The 22,325-nt window shown below is 65.1% G+C and carries 21 protein-coding genes; 9 read left to right on the top strand and 12 right to left on the bottom strand.

Translation table 11 applies throughout. The features are described from left to right. Positions 1-12: 12 nt before the first annotated feature. Positions 13-312: an NHLP-related RiPP peptide gene (locus HLH45_RS05980; RefSeq protein ID WP_008572251.1), complete on the bottom strand. Its 300-nt coding sequence runs from the start codon at positions 310-312 to the stop codon at positions 13-15. Between the two features lie 161 nt (positions 313-473). Between HLH45_RS05980 and HLH45_RS05985 the strand changes: the two genes are divergently transcribed. Then, entirely contained in the window at positions 474-1,634 is a 1,161-nt protein-coding gene (locus tag HLH45_RS05985) for a putative peptide maturation dehydrogenase (RefSeq protein ID WP_033478644.1), read from the top strand. A gap of 229 nt (positions 1,635-1,863) precedes the next feature. On the opposite strand, the gene HLH45_RS05990 is transcribed toward HLH45_RS05985, so the two are convergent. From HLH45_RS05990 to HLH45_RS06005, 4 genes are all read right to left on the bottom strand, one after another. Beyond that, complete coding sequence (locus HLH45_RS05990) at positions 1,864-3,948, bottom strand: S9 family peptidase (protein ID WP_008572258.1); 2,085 nt, start codon at positions 3,946-3,948, stop codon at positions 1,864-1,866. 99 nt (positions 3,949-4,047) lie between these two features. After that, entirely contained in the window at positions 4,048-6,075 is a 2,028-nt protein-coding gene (locus tag HLH45_RS05995; RefSeq protein WP_008572260.1) for an acetyl/propionyl/methylcrotonyl-CoA carboxylase subunit alpha, read from the bottom strand. A gap of 240 nt (positions 6,076-6,315) precedes the next feature. Beyond that, on the bottom strand, positions 6,316-7,926 hold the full coding sequence (locus tag HLH45_RS06000; RefSeq protein WP_008572262.1) for a carboxyl transferase domain-containing protein: 1,611 nt from the start codon (positions 7,924-7,926) through the stop codon (positions 6,316-6,318). A gap of 10 nt (positions 7,927-7,936) precedes the next feature. Next, positions 7,937-9,100, bottom strand: a complete 1,164-nt coding sequence (locus HLH45_RS06005; protein WP_008572264.1) for an isovaleryl-CoA dehydrogenase — start codon at positions 9,098-9,100, stop codon at positions 7,937-7,939. A gap of 128 nt (positions 9,101-9,228) precedes the next feature. Here HLH45_RS06005 and HLH45_RS06010 point away from each other — a divergent pair, with 128 nt between their 5' ends. The 3 genes from HLH45_RS06010 (at position 9,229) to HLH45_RS06020 (ending at position 10,831) form a co-directional block, all read left to right on the top strand. Next, the gene (locus HLH45_RS06010) at positions 9,229-9,849 is read left to right on the top strand and encodes a TetR/AcrR family transcriptional regulator (RefSeq protein ID WP_014089035.1); all 621 of its coding nucleotides are present in this window, start codon (positions 9,229-9,231) and stop codon (positions 9,847-9,849) included. A gap of 86 nt (positions 9,850-9,935) precedes the next feature. After that, the gene (locus HLH45_RS06015; protein WP_008572267.1) at positions 9,936-10,310 is read left to right on the top strand and encodes a hypothetical protein; all 375 of its coding nucleotides are present in this window, start codon (positions 9,936-9,938) and stop codon (positions 10,308-10,310) included. Continuing rightward, a complete protein-coding gene (locus tag HLH45_RS06020; RefSeq protein ID WP_008572268.1) occupies positions 10,307-10,831 on the top strand; it encodes an RES family NAD+ phosphorylase in 525 nt (174 codons plus the stop codon). The genes HLH45_RS06015 and HLH45_RS06020 overlap by 4 nt, the downstream gene beginning before the upstream one ends. Before the next feature lie 106 nt (positions 10,832-10,937). On the opposite strand, the gene HLH45_RS06025 is transcribed toward HLH45_RS06020, so the two are convergent. From HLH45_RS06025 to HLH45_RS06040, 4 genes are all read right to left on the bottom strand, one after another. Further along, a complete protein-coding gene (locus HLH45_RS06025; RefSeq protein ID WP_008572270.1) occupies positions 10,938-11,273 on the bottom strand; it encodes a DUF3325 domain-containing protein in 336 nt (111 codons plus the stop codon). After that, entirely contained in the window at positions 11,270-12,889 is a 1,620-nt protein-coding gene (locus tag HLH45_RS06030; protein WP_008572272.1) for a PepSY-associated TM helix domain-containing protein, read from the bottom strand. Before HLH45_RS06030 ends, HLH45_RS06025 begins: the two co-directional genes overlap by 4 nt. Next, the gene (locus tag HLH45_RS06035) at positions 12,886-13,197 is read right to left on the bottom strand and encodes a DUF3649 domain-containing protein (RefSeq protein WP_008572273.1); all 312 of its coding nucleotides are present in this window, start codon (positions 13,195-13,197) and stop codon (positions 12,886-12,888) included. Before HLH45_RS06035 ends, HLH45_RS06030 begins: the two co-directional genes overlap by 4 nt. 175 nt (positions 13,198-13,372) lie before the next feature. Next, positions 13,373-14,017, bottom strand: coding sequence for a DUF4198 domain-containing protein (locus HLH45_RS06040; protein WP_008572279.1), 645 nt, complete (start codon positions 14,015-14,017; stop codon positions 13,373-13,375). A gap of 282 nt (positions 14,018-14,299) precedes the next feature. On the opposite strand from HLH45_RS06040, the gene HLH45_RS06045 reads away from it, so the two are divergent. The 3 genes from HLH45_RS06045 (at position 14,300) to HLH45_RS06055 (ending at position 17,312) form a co-directional block, all read left to right on the top strand. Further along, a complete protein-coding gene (locus HLH45_RS06045; RefSeq protein WP_008572280.1) occupies positions 14,300-14,818 on the top strand; it encodes a c-type cytochrome in 519 nt (172 codons plus the stop codon). A gap of 276 nt (positions 14,819-15,094) precedes the next feature. Beyond that, the gene (locus HLH45_RS06050) at positions 15,095-16,813 is read left to right on the top strand and encodes an ExeM/NucH family extracellular endonuclease (RefSeq protein ID WP_008572281.1); all 1,719 of its coding nucleotides are present in this window, start codon (positions 15,095-15,097) and stop codon (positions 16,811-16,813) included. A gap of 253 nt (positions 16,814-17,066) precedes the next feature. Next, positions 17,067-17,312 (top strand): SHOCT domain-containing protein, encoded by a 246-nt coding sequence (locus HLH45_RS06055; RefSeq protein WP_074038650.1) that lies wholly within the window; start codon positions 17,067-17,069, stop codon positions 17,310-17,312. A gap of 90 nt (positions 17,313-17,402) precedes the next feature. Here HLH45_RS06055 and HLH45_RS06060 read toward each other — a convergent pair whose 3' ends face one another. Next, positions 17,403-17,789 (bottom strand): MerC family mercury resistance protein, encoded by a 387-nt coding sequence (locus tag HLH45_RS06060; RefSeq protein WP_008572283.1) that lies wholly within the window; start codon positions 17,787-17,789, stop codon positions 17,403-17,405. A 52-nt stretch (positions 17,790-17,841) separates the two neighbouring features. Between HLH45_RS06060 and HLH45_RS06065 the strand changes: the two genes are divergently transcribed. After that, a complete protein-coding gene (locus HLH45_RS06065; RefSeq protein ID WP_008572284.1) occupies positions 17,842-19,167 on the top strand; it encodes a GTP-binding protein in 1,326 nt (441 codons plus the stop codon). A 163-nt stretch (positions 19,168-19,330) separates the two neighbouring features. Here HLH45_RS06065 and xopR read toward each other — a convergent pair whose 3' ends face one another. Then, positions 19,331-20,545, bottom strand: coding sequence for a type III secretion system effector protein XopR (gene xopR / locus HLH45_RS21925; protein WP_074053275.1), 1,215 nt, complete (start codon positions 20,543-20,545; stop codon positions 19,331-19,333). Between the two features lie 96 nt (positions 20,546-20,641). Next, complete coding sequence (locus HLH45_RS06075; protein WP_008572304.1) at positions 20,642-21,517, bottom strand: EamA family transporter; 876 nt, start codon at positions 21,515-21,517, stop codon at positions 20,642-20,644. Positions 21,518-21,583: 66 nt separating this feature from the next. Between HLH45_RS06075 and HLH45_RS06080 the strand changes: the two genes are divergently transcribed. Next, the gene (locus HLH45_RS06080) at positions 21,584-22,246 is read left to right on the top strand and encodes an alpha/beta hydrolase (protein WP_014089045.1); all 663 of its coding nucleotides are present in this window, start codon (positions 21,584-21,586) and stop codon (positions 22,244-22,246) included. Positions 22,247-22,325 lie beyond the last annotated feature (79 nt).

Below are 22,325 nucleotides of genomic sequence, written 5' to 3' on the forward strand. Positions count from 1 at the left end.
AAAAGCTGTTCTTTATTTGAGCGTCCTATCGCCGTTGTAACCGGCATCCAGCTGAGGGACGATGTGTGAGGTCCCAGACGTCAGCATGGTGTTGATCTGCTCACGCGCACCTGCGATTACATCCTTATCTGCCAACTGGATATTGCATGCGCAATCGCGAACGAATGCCTCGATGTCGTCGCCAGGTGCGGCGATGTGCCCAACCTGTCGTAGTGCCTCTAATGTGTCTGAGACGAATAATGCACGAAAGGCATCATCGGTAGATAGTAGATCGATCAGGTTGCTTGCAACAGCAGGTTCAAGCTTCAGCATTGGCATCGCTGGCACTTCAGTGGGATGAAGTAACACATAGCGGCTCTAACGGGGCTGGCTTGAGCGGTATCAGGCATTGGCTCAAGTTAGGCAGCGGCGGGGCGTTATCCCTGGAGCAGAAATATCTGCACACGGTGTACCTCAGATCGCTGGAGAAGATGATGCTGGTCAAGCGTTGCGCAATTGTCGTGCTGGAGCCACGTGAGACCGTGTCTTACACATTGGACAGTCTTCTACGAGGCGGCAATGGGCTGGACCATTCGATGCAGTGGTTTGCGCTCGCGCCGCATCTCGATGCCCCGGTGGCCGTGTCAGAAGCTCAGCGGGCGTTGCTGGGTGAGCTTAGTCCCTCGCACTGGACGACCCGCTTGCCATACGAGAGTGAAGCGCTTGACGGCTTGATCGCGCAGGGCCTGGTGCTGGAGGAACAAACGCAAGGCAGCAGGTTTGCTCAAGCCGATTCGCGTCTGAGGGCCTCGCACTGGCATCCGCTTGCCGCGGTGCTGCACGCATTTACGCGATGGGATGGGGTAGATGCGGTCAAGAACACCCGGGATTCTGGCACCGATACAGCGGTGGCAATGCGGCGTGTCTTGGGGCCTGCGCCCCCGGAAGTGTTGCCGGCAAATGACCGTCGAACACTCATCGGCCTGCCGCCCATGGTCGCAAACGATTTCGATGACCTGCTGGGACGGCGTGTCACTTGTCGTAATTTCGATCAGAGCAGACCCGTTCCTCTACCGACGTTCGCCCACATGTTGCAGCGGGTGTTCGCTGCTCATGCCAAGGTAAAGGTGGGCGACGACCTGGTTTTTCTTAAAAAGAATGTGCCTTCCGGTGGTGGCTTGCATCCTATCGAGGCATACATTTTGGTGAGGAACGTCCAAGATCTGGAATCTGGCGTCTACCACTATCGTGCAGATAGTCACGCCTTAGAGCGTATGTCAGGTCTTGAGTGCTCCGATGACTTCGTCATGCAGGCTGTAGGACAGCAACACTGGTTCGCAGACGCGCATGTACTGGTTGCCTTGGTGCCGCGCTTTGATCGAACCTTCTGGAAATACAGGCAGCATGCCAAAGGGTATCGCGTGGTTGCGTTGGAAGCCGGGCACTTGTCGCAGACGCTGTATCTGGCGGCAACCGACCTCGGTTTGGGGGCGTTTATCACCGGTGCGGTGAACGAAAAACATCTTGAGCGCGCGCTTGGGTTGGACCCGACTTCGCAAGGCGTTCTCGCCGTATGCGGCTTTGGCTGGCGCGCCACGACCATGGTGACGGCAGAGCTGGATCCTACGGGCGCGATTTGGTCCGCAGCGACTTGAGACGTATCGGACAATCGCGTGAGGTCAGTTTGCTCGCTTTCTCGCTATGTCCGAGCGTGTGCTGTTGACGTATTGGTAGCTGCCCTTGATACACCCGGTTTACCCGCCGGTATCTGGCGCCGCTTACTGACAATCCGAGCCGCGCTCCGGTGTTGCGTAGCACCTGCGAAGGCCGACGGCAGAGTGCCGTCGGCTTTCGTGTCCCGGCTAAAGCAAGTCCCGCGCAGGCTTACTTCCGAATCGCCTGCGTATGCGTCTTCAAGGCCTCGCTCAGGCCGTTGATCTTGTCGGCGCCTTCCGGGACGGTGATGCTGGAGCCTTCCAGATCTGCACCGATCGGTTGCACGCGGCCGCCCAGGCACTGGCTCAGGAAGCTTTCGGTCACGGCGTTGAAGGCCTTGCTGTTTTCCGGGCGGCGGAAGCCGTGGCCTTCGTCGGGGAACAGCACGTAGGTGACCGGAATGTTCTTGGCCTTCATTGCGTTGACGATCTGGTCGCTTTCGGCCTGCTTGACGCGCGGGTCGTTGGCGCCCTGGCCGATCAACAGCGGCTTGCTGATCTTGTCGACATGGGTCAGCGGAGAACGGTCGGTCAGCCACTGCTTGCCGGCTTCGGTGGCGGGGTCGCCCATGCGCCGGGTCAGCTGCTTGTAGAAGCTGGCCCAATACGGCGGCACGGTGCCGAGCAAGGTGTTGAGATTGGCCGGGCCCACGATATCCACGCCGCATTTGAAGGCGTCCGGGGTAAACGTCATGCCGACCAGCGTGGCATAGCCGCCGTAGCTGCCCCCCATGATGGCGACCTCGTCCGGTTTGGTGACGCCTTGCTTGACCGCCCATTGCACCGCGTCGAGCAGGTCCTCGTGCATCTTGCCGGCCCACTCGCCATTGCCGGCGTTGGTGAATGCCTTGCCGAAGCCGGTGGAGCCACGGAAGTTCACCGACAACACCGCATAGCCGCGGTTGGCCAACCATTGCTCGTACGGCCCGTAGCCGTAGCTGTCGCGCGCCCACGGGCCGCCGTGCACGAACAGCACCAACGGCACCGGCTTGTCGGCCTTGCCGTCGTGGTTGGCATCGGCTTCGGCCGGCAGGGTGAGGTAGCTGATCAGTTTGAGGCCGTCGCGTGCGGTCAGCTCCTGTGGCCACATCGGCACCAGTGGCTTGCCCTCCAGCGCGGGTCGTGCGGAGAACAGTTTGGTCAGCTTGCCGCCATCGGCGCGATCGTAGCGGTAGTACGTGAGCGGGGTTTCTGCCGCGGAATAGCCCACGATCCAGATGCGGTCGTCGAGCGTGCGCGCGGCCACGCTGGCATCGCCGCCGCCAAGGGATTTGAGTTTCTGCAGATCCGCGGCAATGCCGTTGTCCAGCGGCTTCCATTCTTCGCGCAGGTAGTCGGTGGACACCGCCTGCACCGCCCCGGTCTTGGGGTCGTTCAAGGTGGCGCCGACGTCGGCGCGCGGGTTTTCGAACAGCAGCGTGCGTGTGTTGCTGGCCGTGTCGATGGCATACAGCGCTGCGGTGTCGCGGTTGCGCGAATCCTGCATGTACAGCGTCTTGCCATCCTCGGTCAGGCCCTCCGGCGCGGTATTGGTGACGTCCTCGAACGGGATGCGGTCCACGCTCTTCCAGCGGTTGCCATCGGGCACCAGCAACTCCCTGCCGGCATCGTCTGTCGCGCGCGTGGCGTAGCGCAGCTGGTAGTCGCCATCGAGCAGGTACGCATCCAGGCTGTCGGTGTTCTTCTGCACCAGCGTGCGCTTGCCGGAGGCAAGGTCCACGCGGTACAGGTCGTGCCACTTGGCATCGCGGTCGTTCATGCCGACCATGATCGATTCGGGATGTTGTGCGCTGACCCGATACACCTCGGCATTGGTCTTCTTGAACGGAGTGAGATCCTTGCTGCTGCCGTCAGCCAAATTGACCGAAAACAGGTGGAAATCTTCATCGCCGCCGTTGTCGCGCAGATACAGCAAGGTATTGGGTTGATAGGTCCAGAAGTAATTGCGAATGCCGCGTGCGGTGTCCTTGGTGATCGCACGCGCCTGGTCGGGCGCATCCACCGGCGCCACCCAGACATTGAGCACACCCTCCAGCGGCGCCACCCAGCTGAGGTACTTGCCGTCCGGACTGATGCTGACATTGGCCCGCTCGGGATTGCCGAACAGCGCATCGCGGGTGATTAACGCAGGCGGCGCTGCGGGCGCTGCTGCCGCCGGTGCAGGTGCTGCCGCTTTCTCGGGAGCGGGCGCAGGTTTGTCGCTGCACGCAGACAGCGCGAGCAGCATGCTGGAAACAAGAAGCAGGCGTTGCATGGGAACTCCGGTGGCAAGGCGGCCGGGCCGGCCGATTTGCCACGCTAGCGGCAGCGTGCGTGCAGGCGAACGTGCCGTTGGTCACCCTGCCATGCGCCGCTACGCAGACGCGGACACAAATTCCACCAGCGCCGCACCGTCGTTCACCAGGTCGCCTTCGGCCACCAGGTACGCCTGCACGGTGCCATCGCTGGGCGCGTGCAGGGTGTGCTCCATTTTCATCGCTTCCAGCACCACCAGTGCCTGCCCACGGGCGACCGGCTGGCCCACTGCTGCGGGCAGGGACACGATGCGGCCGGGCATCGGTGCGGTCAGTCCGCCGGTGTCCTGGGTGGGCTGGTCGGCTTCTGCCAGTGCATCGTGGTGACGGAAGGCGGCCCGCTGCGTGGCCCCGATCAGGGTCAGCGTGGCGCCGTCGCGCAACACCTGTGCACGCCATTGCCGGCCGTCCATCTCCACGCGCACGTCCGTCTCGTGCCGGTGGTAGCGCACGGCATGCGTCTGGCCTGCGTCGGTGACTTGCCAGCCATCGGCATCCGGGCGCACAGCAAGTTGGCGGCGCTCGCCGTTTGCTTCCAGGACGATGTGCTGCGCTGCATGCGCACCGATGCGCCAGCCGTCCGCGTGCTGCCACGGCGAATGCGGATCGGCTGGATCAACGGCCGCTGGCGGCAATGCATCGGCAATCAACACCGCTGCCAAACACCACCAGGCGTTGTCGGGGCTGCGCGCCTCTGGAAACAGCACGGCGTGTTCGCGCTCGATCAAGGCGGTGTCCAGATTCGCCGACGCGAACGAATCGGTCGCGATCAGGCGCGACAGAAATGCACTGTTGGTGGTGACCCCTACTGCGTGGAATTGCGCCAATGCCGCGCGCATGCGGGCCAATGCAGCCGTGCGATCGGTATCCCAGACGATCAGCTTGGCAATCATCGGGTCGTAGTACGGACTGATGGTGTCGCCTTGCTCCACGCCTGCATCGACGCGCACATGCGCGCTGGCAGCAGGCATCTGCAACTGACGCAGCGTGCCGGTGGACGGCAGGAAACCGCGCTCGGCATCTTCGGCGTACAGGCGCGCTTCCAGTGCATGCCCGTGGATGCGCAGCTCGTGCTGCCTGCGCGGCAAGCGCGCGCCAGCGGCAACCCGCAATTGCCACTCGACCAGGTCGGTGCCGGTGATCAATTCGGTCACCCGGTGCTCCACCTGCAGACGGGTATTCATTTCCATGAAATAGAAATCGCCGTCCGGGCCGGCGATGAATTCCACCGTGCCGGCACCGACGTAGCCCACCGCCTGTGCCGCATCTACCGCCGCCTTGCCCATCGCCGCGCGCCTGGCTTCGCTCATGCCCGGTGCGGGCGCTTCTTCCAGCACCTTCTGGTGGCGGCGCTGCACCGAGCAGTCGCGTTCGAACAGGTACACCACCTCGCCATGCGTATCGCCGAACACCTGGATTTCGATATGCCGCGGCCGCTGGACATATTTCTCCACCAGCACGTGCGCATTGCCGAATGCCGACTGCGCTTCACGCTGGCAGCTCGCCAACGCGTCTTCGAACGCTGCGCTGGTATCCACCCGACGCATGCCCTTGCCGCCGCCGCCGGCACTGGCCTTGATCAACACCGGGTAGCCGATGGCGTCGGCTTGCGCACGCAGGAATGCCGGTGCCTGCTCGTCGCCGTGGTAGCCCGGTGTCAGCGGCACGCCGGCCCGTTGCATCAGTGCCTTGGCCGCACTCTTGTCGCCCATCGCGCGGATCGCCGCTGCCGGTGGGCCGATGAAGACGATGCCAGCGTGTGCGCAAGCCTCGGCAAATGCCGCGTTTTCCGACAGGAACCCATAACCGGGATGGATCGCCTGCGCACCGGTGGCGCGTGCCGCTTGCAGGATTGCTTCGCCCCGCAGATAGCTCTGCTGCGCGGGCGCGGCGCCGATGTGCACCGCCTCGTCCGCCAGGCGCACATGCCGTGCATTGCGGTCTGCATCCGAATACACCGCCACCGTCGCAATGCCCAGGGTGCGGCAGGTGGCGATGACCCGGCAGGCGATCTCGCCGCGATTGGCGATCAGGATCTTGTCGAAGGGCGCTTGCGTTGCTGCGGCGATAGGGTCGCGCTGGGTCATCGGATCAGTCTCTGCACGTCGCCGTAGCGGCGGGTCGTCTTACGAAGATAAACGGCTTGCCTGTTGCACACCGGCATCGAGCGCAAGCAGGTTTGTTGTCACACGGCGCTGTGTTGCTGCAAGCCACCTGCGCAAACGTCGACGATTGCCGGCACGCATACACACAACCTCACTCCCAGCCTGCACACCAGCATCGGGTGCCGCAGCACGCAGAACCGCGGCTGCAATGCTCCCCCTCACTCACATACGAAATACGCCAAAGCGCGTGGGTTCGATCGGCGCGTTCAAGGCCGCCGACAATCCCAGGCCCAGCACGCGGCGCGTATCGGCCGGATCGATGATGCCATCGTCCCAGAGCCGAGCACTGGCGTAATACGGATGGCCTTGCTGCTCGAACTGCGCGCGGATCGGCGCCTTGAACGCATCCTCGTCTTCGCCCGACCATGCACCGCCCTTGGCTTCGATACCGTCGCGACGCACCGTGGCCAGCACGCTGGCCGCCTGCTCGCCACCCATCACGCCGATACGCGCATTCGGCCACATCCACAAGAAGTTCGGCGAATACGCGCGCCCACACATGCCGTAGTTGCCCGCACCGAACGAGCCGCCGATCACCACGGTGAACTTGGGCACCTTGGCGCAGGCCACCGCCATCACCAACTTGGCGCCGTCCTTGGCGATGCCGCCATGTTCGTATTTGCGCCCGACCATGAAGCCGGTGATGTTCTGCAGGAAGACCAGCGGAATGCCGCGCTGCGTGCACAGCTCGATGAAGTGCGCGCCCTTGAGCGCGGACTCGGAAAACAGGATGCCGTTGTTGGCAATGATGCCGACCGGGTAGCCATGCAGGTGCGCAAACCCCGTCACCAGCGTGCTGCCATAGCGCGGTTTGAATTCATCCAGGCGCGAATCGTCGACGATGCGCGCGATCACTTCGCGCACATCGAACGGCTTGCGCGTATCTGCAGGAATCACGCCATATAGTTCGTCGGCGGCATAGCGTGGCGGCAACGGTGCCTGCAGCGCCAGCGATGCGGCAGGTTTGCGCCAGTTGAGCTGCGCGATGATGGCGCGCACGCGCGCCAGCGCCTGCAGATCGTTGTCGGCAAAGTGATCGGCCACGCCGGAAATGCGCGTATGCACATCGGCGCCGCCCAGGTCTTCGGCACTGACTTCTTCGCCGGTGGCGGCCTTCACCAGCGGCGGGCCACCCAGGAAGATGGTGCCTTGCTCGCGCACGATCACCGTTTCATCGCTCATTGCCGGCACATAGGCGCCGCCAGCGGTGCACGAGCCCATTACGCAGGCAATCTGCGGGATGCCGTTGGCCGACAGGTTGGCCTGGTTGTAGAAGATGCGCCCGAAGTGGTCGCGGTCCGGAAACACTTCGTCCTGCAACGGCAGGAATGCACCGCCGGAATCGACCAGATAGATGCACGGCAACCGGTTTTGCTGCGCGATCTCCTGCGCGCGCAAGTGCTTTTTCACCGTCATCGGGTAATAGGTGCCGCCCTTGACGGTGGCGTCGTTGGCCACGATCACGCATTCCACGCCGGACACGCGGCCAATGCCGGCCACCACGCCCGCGCACGGGACCTGGTCGTCGTACATGCCATGGGCGGCCAGGGGGGCGATCTCCAGCAATGGGCTGCCCGGATCCAGCAAGGCATCGATGCGCTCGCGCGCCAGCAGCTTGCCGCGTGCGGTGTGCTTGGCGCGTGCGGCGTCGCTGCCGCCACGCGCGGTCCGGGCGAGGGTGTGGCGCAGGTCGTCGATCACCGCGCGCATCGCGGCGGCGTTGTGTTGGAAACTCTCGCCGCTGACCTGCAGCTGGCTATCGATCACGCTCATGGTGGCTCCGTCAGGCGGTGCGTTCGAACAACTCGCGGCCGATCAGCATGCGCCGGATTTCCGAGGTGCCCGCGCCAATCTCGTACAACTTGGCATCGCGCCACAGGCGTCCGGTGGGGTACTCGTTGATGTAGCCATTGCCACCCAGCACCTGGATGGCCTGGCCGGTCAGCCAGGTTGCCTTCTCGGCGGCATACAGGATGGCGCCGGCTGCGTCCTGGCGGGTGGTACGCCCGGCATCGCAGGCGCGCGCCACTGCATACACATACGCGCGGCAGGCATTGAGTCCCACATACATGTCGGCCAGCTTGGCCTGCATCAACTGGAAGGTGCCGATCGGCTCGCCGAACTGCTTGCGCTCGTGCACGTACGGCAACACCACGTCCATTGCTGCGGCCATCAGCCCGAGCGGCCCGCCGGCCAGCACCACGCGTTCGAAATCCAGCCCCGACATCAGCACACGCACGCCGCCGTTGAGCGTGCCCAGCACGTTTTCCGCCGGTACTTCGCAATCGGTGAACACCAGCTCGCAGGTGTTGGAGCCGCGCATGCCCAGCTTGTCGAGCTTCTGCGCCGTAGAAAAGCCCGGCATGCCCTTCTCCACGATAAAGGCGGTGATGCCGCGCGCGCCGGCGTCCGGGTCGGTCTTGGCGTACACCACCAGCACGTCGGCATCCGGGCCGTTGGTGATCCACATCTTGCTGCCGTTGAGCACAAAGCGGTCGCCGCGCGCATCGGCGCGCAGCTTCATCGACACCACGTCCGAACCGGAGCCGGCTTCGCTCATCGCCAGCGCGCCCACATGCTCGCCACTGCACAGCTTGGGCAGGTAGCGTTGCTTCTGCTCGTGGCTGGCGTTCTTGCGCAGCTGGTTCAGGCACAGATTGGAATGCGCGCCATACGACAGCCCGATCGCACCGCCAGCGCGGGAGATTTCTTCCATCGCCACCACGTGCGCCAGATAGCCCATGCCGCTGCCGCCGTACGCGTCTTCTACGGTCAGACCGAGCAGCCCTTGTTCGCCGAGCAGGCGCCATAGCTGGGCGGGGAACACGTTATCGTGGTCGGCTGCCGCGGCCAGCGGAGCGATATGGTGGCTGGCGAAGGCGGCCACGCTTTCGCGCAGCAGGTCGATCTCTTCGCCAAGCTCGAAGTTCAAGGACGGCACATGCATGCAACAACTCCACAGGGATCGGGATGTGCCGGGTGGGAGCGGGCGGGCCGCGCGGCGGATGCGGCCAGACTAGCGGTCCGCAACAAAAAAGTGAACTAAAATTCAACTATTGAACCAAGAATCACACCATGGCTTATCGACGCTCCGCCCTGATGGAAGAACGCCTGGCCGGCAATCGCGAACGGATCCTGCACGCCGCCCGTGTCCTGATCGCCGAAGGCGGTTACCGCAATGCACCGGTCACCGCGGTGGCCGCGGCGGCGGGCGTATCGACCGGGCAGATTTATCGACATTTCCCGTCGAAAGCCGAACTTTTCGTAGAAGTTCTAAACGAAGCGGTACAGCGCGAGATGGCCATCCTGCGTGCCATTGCGGCCACCCAGGCCAGCGCAGCCGAGCGCCTGCGTAGCGCGATCGCCACTTTCGTACGGCGGGCGCTGGCCGGCCCGGCATTGGCGTACGCCTTCATCGCCGAGCCGGTGGAGAGCGAGGTCGACGCCGAGCGCATCCGCGGCCGCCGCCTGTTCGGTGAGGTGTTTCGCCAGCTGCTTGCCGAAGGCGTGGCGGCCGGGGAGTTTCCGCAGCAGTCGCTGGATGCCGCGGCTGCCTGCATCGTTGGCGCGTTTACCGAGGCCCTGGTGGGACCGATCGCCCCCAGCCGTGGTGACCCGCAACAGGGCGAGCAACTGGTCGAAGCGATCTGCGGCTTCTGTCTGCGCGCGGTGGGGGCAGCGCAAGCGCGCAGCTGACAGTGCACTGACCGAGCGCATGGATGTGCCTCCCAGATGCAGCTGACTGTGCATATACTGTGCACCTACCTTGCCGGAGCCGTGCGATGGTCGCCGTTCTCAATCCCCTGGCCTTGACCGAACGCCTGCGCGTGCCGGACCGAACCATCCTGTCGCCGTCGGCCATGGCCGGTCTGCTGGATCTTTCGCAACAGGAACTGGCCGACCTGGCCGGCGTGCATCGCAACAGCCTGCGCGTGCACCCTGAAAGCCCGCGCGTGCAGGACTTGCTGCGCAATCTGTCGCGGCTGCTGGTGGCGATGGCGCAGGTGCAACCGGACGAGCGCCAGGTGGTGTTCCACCTCAAGAACACGCCGATCCCCGCGTTCGAGTTCGCCACCTTGCTGGAAGTGGTCAAGCAGGGGCGCACCGACGATGCGCTGACCTATCTGCGCACGGTCGCCGCAGGGGCCGCCGGTTGAAGCTGAGCGCCCCGGCGCACTGCACGCTCTATCGCGCCTTTACCCCGCGCTGGGCCGCCGAACCGCTGAGCGGTGCCGGTGCGGCGCGCTCGGGTGGGCGCTTCAATCGCTTCGGCCAGCCGGCGCTCTATCTGTCGCTGCAACTGGAAACCGCCGCGGCCGAATATGCCCAGGCAGCCCCGTTCCTGCCACCGTTGACGCTGGTCAGCTACGCCGCCGATCTTCCGGCGCTGGCCGATCTGCGTTTGCTCGATGCCAGCTGGGATGCGGTGTGGGCCGACTGGGCCGACGACTGGCGCAAGGCGCTGGTCAACAAGATCGAACCGGTGAGCTGGGTGCTCGGCGACCTGTTGCGCGAAGCAGAGATTCCCGGCGCGATCTTCCCCAGCATGGCGCGGCCGGAAGGCGTCAACGTGGTGCTGTTTCTGGACATGCTGCAGCCCGAGCGCGTGCTGCAGGTGCTTGACGATGGCCGCCTGCCGCGCGATGGCCGCAGTTGGGGCGACCCGCCGACAGTTTAGCTCGGCGATTCCGTCGGCCGGTCACGCGTGTGCTTCATGCTGCTCGTTGCCGCCGGGTCGGCATGCAAACGCACGCAGTAGACCTCTGATCAGCCGCGAACCACCTTCAACCAATCAGCACCTGCATCACACCCGCCAGCACCGGCGCAGCCACTGCGGCCGGTACGATCGCGCCGCGCCGGTACGGCAGCAGCCACAGCGACAACACCGCTGCACTGGCGGTCAACGTGCCCAGCCACAGCACTGCGCCGATGCCCCAGCCCTGCGCATGCACCGCCAACGCGAAGGTGACACACAGCAGCAACCAACCCAGCACACGCAGTTGGCGCGACCGTGCAGTGCCCAGCAGGCGGCCGCGAAGTTCCAGTTGATGCTTGTCCATCGCCAGGCATAGCGCAGCAAAGCCGGAAAAATTCAGCGCCAGCAACAGCAACACGCTCATGCGCTTTCCTGGATCGGCGCGGTGTGCGGCACGGGCGTTGCGGCAGCCGCAGCGCGCGCGCGTCGTGCCGAAGCCGGCTGCGGCGCTTTCCAACGCTGCAGGCGAAAGGCGGCAATGCCTAGGCTAAGGCCCAGGAACAGGCACACCAGATCCACACCGGCCAGTGCCCATTGCCCGGCCGGCAGCGTCACGCCCAGATGCGCATCGGTGGTGATCGCGTTGAGCACCGGCACCAGCGCGAACAACGCCGCGCCCAGATAGAGCTGCCAGCTCCACATCGCACGCCGCGGCCACACGAATGCGGCCAGCAATGCCGTGGCCCACGCAGCAAAAAACACATTGGCCTCCATCGCTGCACGCGCATCCAGGCCGACCGGCAACACGCGGTTGGCCCAGAAGAAGCTGGCAAAGGCGATCGGCAAACCGGCCACGGTGCCGATATTGAGTGCATCCACCAGGCGCAGCCCGAAACCGATTCGCCCGGCTTTCAGATGCTTGGGGCGTTCTTTCACTGCCCACATCACCACGCCGCTGGCCACCATCAGGCAGCCCAGCAGGCCGGAGCCGAAAAACAGCGCGCGCAGCCATGGCCCGGCGAAATGGGCCAGATGCAGGCCCACCATCACCCCGCGCGTCTGGCTGGCACCGCCCGGCGGCCCGCTGCGTTGCAGGCGCTCGCCGCTCACTGCATCGAACAGGATGGAGGGCACGTCGGTGGAAAGGTTGTCGGCCAACTGGCTCACCCCGACGGCAGCGTGCGCATCGTTGGGCAGTGACACCGCCACATTGCTCACCTGGCCACCACGCCAGTCGCTGCGCGCACGTGCCACGAACTGCTCCAGCGGCAGCATGTGCGCCGGTACACCGGCGGCCTTGCGCGTATCGGCCACCCGGTTGGCCGCCTCGTCGTAGAAGCGCATCTCATCGCCGGCATAGCGCGCCTTGATGCCCCACGGCAGGTACATGAACATCAAGGTCACGATGCCGGTGTAGGTAATCATCGCGTGGTACGGCAGCGCGGTCACCGCGCTGACGTTGTGGAAATCCAGCCACGACCGTAGCCCCTTGCCGGGGCGGAAGGTGAAGAAATCCTTGAAGATTTTCTTGTGCGTGATCACCCCGCTGATGATCGCCACCAACATGAACATCGCGCAGAATCCCACGATGTAGCGCGCCCACATCACCGGTACGTAATGCAGGTCGAAATGCAGCCGGTAGAAGAACTCGCCGCCCAGCGTGTCGCGTGCGGCGATGTCCTTGCCGGTGGCCGGGTCGATGATGGCGGTGCCGTACATCTGCCGGCGCTCTGCCGGTTTGCCGTCGGCGGGCGCGGGATTCTGCCAGTACATGCTCACCACCGGAGTGCGCGGATCCGGCAAGGTGATGTTCCAGCTCACTGCATCGGCTGCGTGTGTCTGCAGATACTGCTCGGCACTGCGCAGCGCGGTGGCGGTGCTCACGGTGGTGGTGGGCAGTTCCGGGCGCATCCAGCGGCTGATTTCGTCGCGGTAATAACTGGCCGTGCCGCCCATGAAGATCAGCAGCAAGACCCAGCCGACCAGCAGCCCGGTCCAGGTGTGCAGCCACGCCATCGATTGGCGAAAGCCCTGCTTCATGCCGCGCTCCGTTGCAGCCACGTGGCCAACGCAAACATCAACGCCGCCGGCACCGCGATGCCGGCCCAGGCACGCCACACGCTGGCGGTGGCGAAGGCCCACAACGGCGCACACGCGCACACCACGATTCCGATCAGCATGCTGGTCAATACCGCTTCACTGCGCGGCATCGGCAGCACCAGCGCCAGCAACAGATTGGTGGCGCTGGCCAGCGCGTAGCCACCGAAGATGGCTGCCAGCGTGCGCGCAAGCACGCCCAGCCAGGGGCGCCTGAACCAGGCAAGCGGCAGGGGCGAGGCGCTGGACATCACGCCACCGCGCGCGATGGACGTGGGGCAACCGCCATACCGCAACGCAACGTTGCCCAGCCGGGCGGGCCGGCAACCGCAAGTGGTTCCCGCGTGTGGCATGGGACGCGCAAGCCCGGCGTCGCGGCCGCGCAGCGGCCGTTCCATGAGTGCGCGGGAGATGTGCCGACCACGCTTACTCGGCCAGGAACGTCAGCGTGCTGATGTGATGCACCATCGACACCTGCTTGCCGGCGATCTCGCGCTTCACCGGTTCCTTGTGGGTGGCCACCAGGATGTGACGGCCGGCGCGCAGCGTGGGCAGCGTCACCTGGCCCTTGGCATCGGAGGTCAGCGTCTTCTGCCACTTCTGCGGGTCGATCACCGTCACTTCCACCTTGGGCAGCGGCTTGTTGCGATAAAGCACGGTCAGCGTATTGCGATTGGCAGCGGTGGGGACCAGCTCGAAATCGAGCTTTGCAGCCGGTGTGGCACGGCCGGCGCGTGCGTAATAGCTCACCGTCTCGAAGCCGCCGGCTTCCCCCTTCCACGGCTCGAACACGCTGTCGTCGCTCAACCACGCATCGCCGCTGCCGGCCAGCGGCGCGGTCAGGAACTCGGTCCCGCGCTGCAGCGGGCCGGCTTTGCCGGCAGTGCCGAACACGTTCGGCTTGACCACGCGCTTGATCTCGTCTTCGCCGTGGTCCAGCGCGTCCTGCGCTGGTTCGCCGAAGAAGATGCGCACCGGGCCGCTGCCGTCGCGCTCGATCCAGATTTCGTGGGCCTGGGCAGACAGACTGATGCTGGCCAAGGCCAGGCAGGACAGCAGGAAGGACTTCATCGCGGCGACTCCTCAAGGACGGGACCGGCGAGGCGAGAACCGCGCCACCGTGGTTGTTGGGAATGATACGCAATTCCCACAACAGAGACCAATGCGCGGCATGCGGCGCTGCGGCAATTGGCCAGCCGAGGCGAGCGTGCCCGCGGACAGAAGCATCCGCCCACCGGGCGCGCAGCGCCCATCGCTGCGAAAACTGTCATACAGGCTGGTCAGACTGGCGCAAAGTGTGCTCTATACTCCGGCGCTAGCAGAGGTCTTCGACCAACAGCCAGGGGTGAGCGCGTGCGGAATTACGACCTCGAGTTCCTGAAAAAATTCTCGATGGTGATCGGTTTACTCGTGGTGATCACCCTGGGCCTGATCGCCCTGGCAGCGTATTTGCAACGCGCTATCCCCGACGAAGTCTCGCCCACCGCCGCAAAACGTGTGCAGCAACGCATTGCGCCTGCCGGTGCGGTGTATGCCGGCGCCACGGGCGCGTCCGCGCAGGCCGCAGCCCAGGCCGCGGCGCTGGCCAAGGCCGCCTCGCAGTCTGCTTACGGCGGTACGACCGACGGCAAGACCATCTTCAACAACCTGTGCACCGCCTGCCACACCACCGGTGTCGGCAAGGCGCCCACGCTGGACCATTCGCATTGGGATGCACGCATCGCACAGGGCAAGGACACCTTGTACAAGCACGCGATCGAGGGCTACACCGGTCCGGATGGCGGCATCATGCCTCCCAAGGGCGGCAACCCGGCGCTGACCGAAGAGCAGGTGCGCGCCACTGTCGATTGGATGCTGGGCAACCTCAAGTAAGGGCTCGGCAAGTCGGCGGAGGAGGATGGGTCTGCGATTCCCGCCTGGTACCGCGCATTGGCTGTGTTGCGCGCCTGATCAAACGCCTCGCGTGCAGAGGTGACCTAGGCGCTGCAGCACTGCATCAGTGCACGCGTTAGCCGCATCACGGTTGCGCAGCGTATGTGCCTGGCGGTCATTGACCATCGTTTGCTAGCCTGTTTCCGCGCTTTTTCGTTATCACGCGCCGCCTTTCCGGGCGGCGTTTGCGTTTGATCCACTCACTGGAGTCGTTCGATGTCGCCTCGCCCGCTGGTTGTGCTCGGTTTGGTTGGTCTGTTGGCCCCGTTGCTGTGCAGCGCCGCCGATGGTGCCGCGCAGCGGCTCTCGATTGCCGACGTGCAGGGCGAAGACAGCCGCAGCCCGTACGACGGTCGCGTGGTGGAGGTGGAAGCAATCGTCACCGCCGATACGCGCGCGGGGCTGGCCGGCCTGTTCGTGCAGCAGCCCGGGTTCGAACCGCGGCGCTCGCATGGCCTGTTCGTCACCGGGGCCGGCAATGCCGAGCTGGCGGTGGGCGACCGCGTGCGCATCGTCGGCACCGTGCGCGAGGTTTCGGCAGGTGGCGAGGCGAGCCTGACCACCGTGGACGCCAGCAGCATCGAGCGGCTTGCCAGTGGCCAGCCGGTGCCGGTGCGCATGCTCAGCGGCCCGCCGGCCAACTGGGAAGCGCTGGAAGGCGAGCACGTGCGCATCGCCTCGCTCACGCTCAATGGCAGCGACCGCCTGGATACGTACGGCGAGCTGGTCGCCGCGTTCGGCGGACGCCTGTGGCAGCCGAGCGAGGTCGCCGCTGCCGGCACGCCGGCGTTCGCGCAGGTGCAGGCCGATAACGCACGTCGTCGCGTGTTGCTGGACGATGCGCGCAACGGCCGCAGCCCCAAGACGGTGTCGTATCTGCCGGCCGATCCGGTGTTGCGCAGCGGCAGCCTGCTCAAATCGGTCGATGGCATCGTCGATCAACGCTACGACGGCAACTATCGCATCCAGGTGCTGAGCCCACTGACCTTGCCGGCGATGCCCACAGCCGTTGCGCCGCAGGTGGGCGGCGATCTGCGTATTGCCTCGTTCAACCTGGAGAATTTCTTCAACGGCAATGGCCGTGGCGGTGGCTTCCCGACCAAGCGTGGCGCACGCACGCACGAACAGTTCCAGGCGCAGCTGGCCAAGCTGGTCGCCACCATCGTGCCATTGGACGCCGACGTGGCTGCGTTGATGGAAGTGGAAAACGACGGCAACGGCGCCGATGCGGCGGTATCGCAACTGGTGGCCGCGCTCAACGCTGCCGGCAAGGACAAGGATTGGCAGTTCGTCGATACCGGCAGCGGCCCGGGCGACGATGCGATCCGGGTCGGCATCCTCTATCGCAGCTCGCAGGTCACCCCGGTCGGCAAGCCGGCCACGCTGACCGGCGGGCCGTTCGAGAACCACAGTCGCGTGCCGCTGGCGCAGGCGTTTCGCAGTGCGCGCGGAGCCACCTTCGTGGTGGTCGCCAATCACTTCAAGTCCAAAGGCTGCGGCAACGCCAGTGGTGCCGACGCCGATCAGCAGGACGGCCAGGCCTGCTGGAATGCCACCCGGACCGAATCGGCCAAGCGGTTGCACCAGTGGCTGCAGACCGACCCCACTGGCGCGCAGACCAAGCTCGCCGTGCTGCTGGGCGACTTCAATGCCTATGCGATGGAAATGCCGATGCGCAGCCTGCGCGCCAGCGGCTGGCAGGACGCGTTTGCAGTGGCTGGTGTGAAACAGCCCTACAGCTACGTTTACGACGGCCTGAGCGGGCGCCTGGACCATGCGTTGCTCAGCCCGGCGATGGCCAAGCAGCTGCGTGGCGCGGCCGAATGGCATATCAATGCCGATGTCATGGACGACGCCGGCTACGCCAAGCGCAACCTGCCCGGGCCGTGGCGCAGCTCCGATCACGACCCGGTGTTGCTGGCTTTTTCGTTGTAGCGCGATCTGGTGGGTCATGTTTACTAGTTTTCATCATCATCTGATCGGAGGAATAATGAAGTTTCTGTGTGTAGCGGCGCTGCTTTCTGTCAGCGTCACTGCTCTTGCAAAGGAGCCAACTCTGATCGGAGAAGGCAAGTACATGCTCGTCGAGCAGAACATCACGATCTTTGGAAGTTCAGACAAGATCGTTGCAAAGCTTATGCAGCAGGCTGGTAAGTTCTGTCAGGCCAAAAACGGGAAAGAGGCCTTTTTGCTTCAAAGAGATGGCTCGGAAGCTATTCCAGGCACGATTAACAACAGCGGCCATCTAAGGCAGGCCGCTCGCGGAGCAACGGGAACCATCTACTTTCAGTGTGGTGCACCTGAGCCCGTAGCGTCAGCTTCAGACAGCGCGGCCAAGTATGAGAATCTCGCAAAACTCAAAGCACTACTTGATGCTGGTGCAATTACGCATGGCGAGTACGACGCCGAGAAGAAGAAGCTCTTGGGCAATTGAGGATTAGCCAAGAATTCACTCGAGCCGAATCTGATTCTTGAGTCTTCCTGATGCAGACGTTGTGCACCTAGTTAGATTTGACCGCTAGGTCTAGCAGTGTGTGCGGCGACGCAGCCGCAGATTGAGCAGATGCGTGCTGGCCAGCAGCAGGCTGCCGGCGACCGTGACCGGTGTTTCCAGCGCATCGCCGACCAGACCGCTCGCTCCAATCACCAGCCCGGCCAGTCCGCACAGCGCCAGCACCCAGACCGGCGCCGGCAGGGCGTGCCGGCGATGCGTGCTCCATAGCGCGTAGCCGCTCAGCGGCACCGCCGCCGTGGCGAACATCACATGTATCCACTCGGCCCGGCTCCAGGCGCCCAGTAGCGGGAGCGTGGCGGCCAGCAGCGGCAGGGCGAGGCAATGCAACAGGCATAACCCGGACAAGGCGATGGCCGAGCTGTCCAGCAGGGAGGCGGTGGCGCGCATCAGAAGCATCCGGTCCAGTAAGTGTTATATAGTAACACTCCTTTCCCGCCAGGTTCTCAGGATGTCTCTGTCCCCCCAGCGCGATGCGCGCCTTCCCGTCACCGTGTTGTCCGGCTTTCTGGGTGCGGGCAAGACCACCTTGCTCAACCGCATCCTGCACAACCGCGACGGCTTGCGGGTGGCGGTCATCGTCAACGACATGAGCGAGGTCAACATCGACGCGCAGCTGGTTCGCGAGGGCGGCGCGGCGTTGCGGCGCACCGAAGAGACGCTGGTGGAATTCAGTAACGGCTGCATTTGCTGCACGCTGCGCGACGATCTGCTGCAGGAAGTGCGGCGGCTGGCCGAGCAGGGTCGCTACGACTATCTGCTGATCGAATCGACCGGTATTGCTGAGCCGATGCCGGTGGCAGCCACCTTCGCGGTGCGCGATGCCGATGGTTTCAGCCTGTCGGACATCGCCCGGCTGGACACCATGGTGACGGTGGTGGACGGCAGCCATTTCCTGGAAGACTTCGGCTCGGCTGCCACGCTGGCCGACCTGGGCCAGCAAGCCGGCCCGGACGACACGCGTGGGCTGGTGCAGTTGCTGGGCGAACAGGTGGAGTTCGCCGATGTGCTGGTGATCAGCAAGTGCGACCGCATCGACGCGCAGCAGCTGCAACGCCTTCGCGCCGTGTTGCGCGCGCTCAACCGCGACGCGGCAATTGTGGATGCCGCGCACGGCGAAGTGCCGCTGCAGCAGCTGCTGGACACCGGGCGTTTCGATTTCACCCGTGCGCAGCTGGCGCCGGGCTGGATGCAGGAGCTGCGCGGCCAGCACACGCCCGAGACCGAGGAATACGGCATCAGCAGCTTCGTGTACCGCGCACGCCGGCCATTCCATCCGCAGCGCTTCGCGCGCATGGTGCACAGCGGCTTGCCGCAGGTGATCCGCAGCAAGGGCTTCTTCTGGCTGGCCAGTCGCATGGATTGGGTGGGTGAACTGTCCAGCGTGGGCGGTGCCACCCAGACCAGCGCGGCCGGGTTCTGGTTCGCTGCGCGCCACCGTGTGGATGCGCAGTCGGTCGGCCAGCCGCTGCAGACCAGCGTCACGCCACTGCCATACACCGATATCGGCTGGCAGCGGCAACAGACGCAGTGCTGGACCGCGCCACTGCCGCAACCGCACGAGGTGGGCGATGCCAACGAATACGCCGCGATGCAGCGGTTGTGGCATCCGCTCTGGGGCGACCGCCGCCAGGAGCTGGCGGTGATCGGCGTGGACATGGATGCACCGCGCACACGCGCCGCGCTGGACGCGTGCCTGCTCAGCGACCAGGAACTACGGCAGGGGCCGGCGCAATGGCAACTGCTGGACGACCCATTTCCGCACTGGGCGCGTTGAAGGCAGCACTGCTGCCGCCCGACAGGCGAGCCGCGGACATCGCCAGTCCCATTGCACTGGCGAGATCGCAGTTTTGGTCAACGGCACGCTGTGTCGTGGCTGACGCCAGGGCGTGCGTGGGCGCTGGCGGTCCGCGGACGCTTTGCGCGCAACGACGACGCGCTCAATAGCCGTTGTTGATCGCCTCCTGATGGTCGTCGCGTTCGTTCTGCTCGGACAGCGCACGCTCCTGCGGCGTGGTGGGGATGCTGTCCATCAAGCGTGGCGCACCCATCCGATGCAACTGGTCGTCGGTGCGCTTGACCATGTCTTCCAGCGCCAGCACGTTGGTATAGCCCTGCATCATGCGTTCCAGGCGTCGGATCTTGTCGGGCGGAGCATCGCTCTCCTTCAAGGATTGCAGGCGCCGCTGCGCGCGCGTGTAATACCGTGCCATCTTGGTCATGTCGATATTTTCGCGGACCGCAAGCAACGCACGGCGATTGGACTGCATCACGTCATATTGGACCATGGCCAGCCGACTGCTGGTGGTCCTCGGCGCAGCGATCTTCTCCAATGGCGCCAGCGCCGCCAACATCCCATCGAGCTGCCGATCGCGCACGGCGTCGCGCTCGGCGATCAGGGCCGCTCGCATCTCGAACACCGACCTTTCCTGCGGGCTAGGCGCCCGGCGCTCCTTGTAGAGGCGCCGGCCGATGTGATGGCACTGCTCGTTGAGCGCGGCCAATTCCAGATTCATGTTGCGCACCGGGCGTAGCCGCCTGGACGGCGAGGGCGGAGCCGGTGTCGCCGCTTTCGGGGAAGCAGCCGGTGCCGGCCGCACGGGGAACGTCGGCTGCTGCGGCGGCCGTAGCGGTTCGCGCCTGGCCACGTTTGGAACCTGCTGCTGCCGCTGTTGCTCGGGAGCGCGTTGACGTTGCTGAAAGCGTTCTGACGCGCGTGGCGGCGACGGCGGTTGCTGCGGTGGCGCTGCTGTGTATATCGGCGCACGATTGCGCGGCTGAGGCATCGCCTCGGGCGCCTTCCATCGCGCATCGACGCCAGCCTGCAGTGCCGGTGGACGCGGGTGCGTGCCTTGCCTGGCAGCGTTCGGTGCCGATGTGGCCAGCGTAGGCTGGCTCTGCGCCGTTTTCGTGGCTGGCGCTCCCATGCACATCGACGGCAGCTGTTTGCGTAGCATGGCCAGCGACTTGCGTGCCGAAGCCAGCATGCCTTGCCGCGATTTGGCCGCGCCCTGCGCGGTGCCGGCCTTGGGCGCGTGAGACAGCAGGTGCGGCGACGGCGTCGCACCTGCTGTCGCTGCCGTATCGGTGGCTGCCGGATTGAACGGCTCCGGGGCAACCGGATGAGTGCTGCGAAAGAACGAAGTCAGGCGCATCACAAACTCCCGCGGGAATGCACGCTCATGCTAGCGACCGCCAACCGGCGCGGAAGGCGGATGGCGAACCGACGTCGCGCAGGCCGAAAGCGGGCGTCAACCCAGACGTATTCCCCAGGCGATCGCCGCGATGGCCGGTGCGGCCAGTGCCAGCCCCAACCAGCCGCGCAGGCCCAGGCGTTCGGCAAATCCCAATGTGCCCACCAGTGCCCCCAGCACGACCACACCCAGATTCATGCTGGCAAACACGGTCGCCGGGCTGTGCGGCAGCAGCTGGTGGGCACGTACGTAACACAGGATGTTGCCGAAATTGAGCGCACCCAACAGCACGCCGGCAAGCATGCTGCGGGTGCTCAGGCGTGCGCCACGTGCCCAACGCACGCTCTGCACGCCAAGCATCAGCAAGAAGGCCAGCGCAAAGCACAAGGTCAACGAGGTCAGCGATGGTGTCCCGGCCTGCGCGATGTGCTTGAGCAGCAGGTCGATGAGCGCAAAGCCCATCCAGACGCCAATCAGCCAGGGCAGGCCGGTTGTGCTCGGCAGCGGATCGGTCGCTAGGTGCTGACGGGGGCGTCGCACGATGCACACGATGGCCGCCATGCCCAGCGCAAGCCCTGCCAGTTTCCAGCCATTGACCGGTTCGCCGAAAACGGTGAAGGCGGCGGCCAACGAGAGCACCAGCGACAAGCGTTGCGCGACATCGGTGCGCACGACCCCGGCCACCGCGACCGACCGCGCCAGCACCAGGAAGATGGAAGGCAGCGCCACGGCCAACAGCAGCAACGCCAACCAGGGAGTGGTCGTGGCGCTTAGCGTGTCCAGCGCCGGATGCAGGATCAGCCAGGCCAGGAGTGCAGCGGTGGCGTAGTTCCAGGTAATGGCCTGAAACACGTCGATCCGGTGGCGTGGCGCAAGCTTCAACAGCACCGACACCAGGACACTGCAGACAACGGCAAACAGCAGAAAATGCATGGGCAACGCAACGAAGTGTGCAGGCAGGGCGATGAACGCGGCCGGCGGGGCGGCTATTATGCAGGCATGTCCAATCCCTCATTCCCCACCGAATCGGCTGCGTTGACCTTGGACGGGCCGGTCGGCCCGCTGGATGTCGCGGTCGATCTGCCCGAGCCGGATGTTGCCGCACACGCGGTCACCGCCATCTTCTGCCATCCGCTCTCCACCGAGGGCGGCAGCATGCACAACAAGGTCGTCACCATGGCCGCGCGCGCGCTGCGCGAGCTGGGCATCACCGTGGTGCGCTTCAATTTTCGCAGCGTCGGCAATTCGGCCGGCGCGTTCGACCATGGCGATGGCGAGCAGGACGACCTGCGTGCGGTTGCCGAGTGGGTGCGTGCGCAGCGGCCAGGCCACACGTTGTGGTTGGGCGGTTTCAGCTTCGGCGCGTATGTCTCGTTGCGCGCCGCCGGCTCGCTCGAACCGCAGGTGCTGATCTCGATCGCGCCGCCGGCCGGGCGCTGGGATTTCAGCGACATCCAGCCGCCGGCGCAATGGTTGGTGATCCAGGGCGATGCCGACGAGATCGTCGACCCGCAGGCGGTCTACGACTGGTTGGAAACGCTGGAGCAGCAACCCGAGCTGGTGCGCATGCCCGACACCAGCCATTTCTTCCACCGCAAATTGATCGACCTGCGCGGTGCGATCCAGCATGGTGTCCGGCGCTGGTTGCCGGCCGCAGCCTGACCGCGGCACGGCCCACGCGTATCGCCAGGCGATGCGCTGTTGAGCGGTCCGCGCAACAGCCGGCGGCCCGCGGAGAATG

The organism is Xanthomonas euvesicatoria (genome assembly GCF_013112235.1).
In the GTDB taxonomy this organism is placed as follows: domain Bacteria; phylum Pseudomonadota; class Gammaproteobacteria; order Xanthomonadales; family Xanthomonadaceae; genus Xanthomonas; species Xanthomonas euvesicatoria.